Raw genomic sequence first — 920 nt, 5'->3', positions numbered from 1 at the left:
CACCGGCCGGCGGCCGCGCAACTCGCCCGCGCCGTCCCAGCGCGCCTCGTGGCCGCGCCAGCCGGCCGCGTAATTGCCGCGCACGAGCTGGATGATCGCCAGGTTGAAACGGTACGACGCGTCATCGGGCGCCAGCTCGCACGCGCGCGCCGCGTAGCGCTCGGCGTCGTCCCAGCGCTGCGCCTCCTTCATCGCCAGCGCGACGTTGTTCATCGCGAGCGCGTTGTCGGGCGCGAGCTCGACGAGCCGCGCCGCACACGCGAGCGCGGCGTCCAGGTCGTGCGTCGCGAGCCGCGCGACGACGAGATTGATCCACGCCTGCACGTCGCGTGGATCGAAGCGCACCGCCGCTTCGAGCAGCGCGATCTCCTCCTCGCGGCCGCTACCCGACAGCCGCAGCGCGATCGCGAGGTTGTTGCGCAGCGATGGCCGGTCGGCATCGAGCGCCAGCGCCGCGCGATACGGCGCCACGGCGTCCGCGTGCCGGCCCGCCATCTGCAGCGCGTAGCCGTGATTGAAGTGCGCGGTCGCGCCCGGCTGCACGCGCGCCGCGCATTCGGCGAGCGCGACCGCATCGGCCGTACGCTGCCGCGAGACGAGCGCGCCGGTGAGTTGCGCGAGCGCATCGGCGTCGACCGCATGCAGATGCGCGGCGGCGGCGAGCCACAGATCGTGCGCGGCATGCTCGCCGCGCACCTTCGCATCGGCGGCCTGCCCGAGCAGCGCGAGGAAGGGCGGAAGCAGCGGAATGAGGATATCGGTCGGATCGTCCATGCAGTCGGAGTCGGCTAGCGGTGGCACGGCACGCGTCGCGCGCACCGCAATACGCGCATCTTAACGCCCGCGCGAAGCCGCGCGGCACGCGCGTCACGACGGGCCGCACGCGGCCGCCCGGCGGGCGCCGGTCACGCCCGCGCAGA

1 protein-coding gene is annotated in these 920 nt (G+C 74.1%); it reads right to left on the bottom strand.

What is annotated here, in order from left to right; all coding sequences use genetic code 11:
- On the bottom strand, window positions 1–774 hold a 774-nt coding region (locus F3J15_RS37415; protein ID WP_166897840.1), incomplete at its 3' end, for a tetratricopeptide repeat protein.
- Window positions 775–920 lie beyond the last annotated feature (146 nt).

Source organism: Burkholderia sp. Ap-955 (assembly GCF_011753045.1).
GTDB lineage: Bacteria > Pseudomonadota > Gammaproteobacteria > Burkholderiales > Burkholderiaceae > Burkholderia > Burkholderia lata_D.
This window is presented reverse-complemented; position numbering and strand designations above follow the sequence as displayed.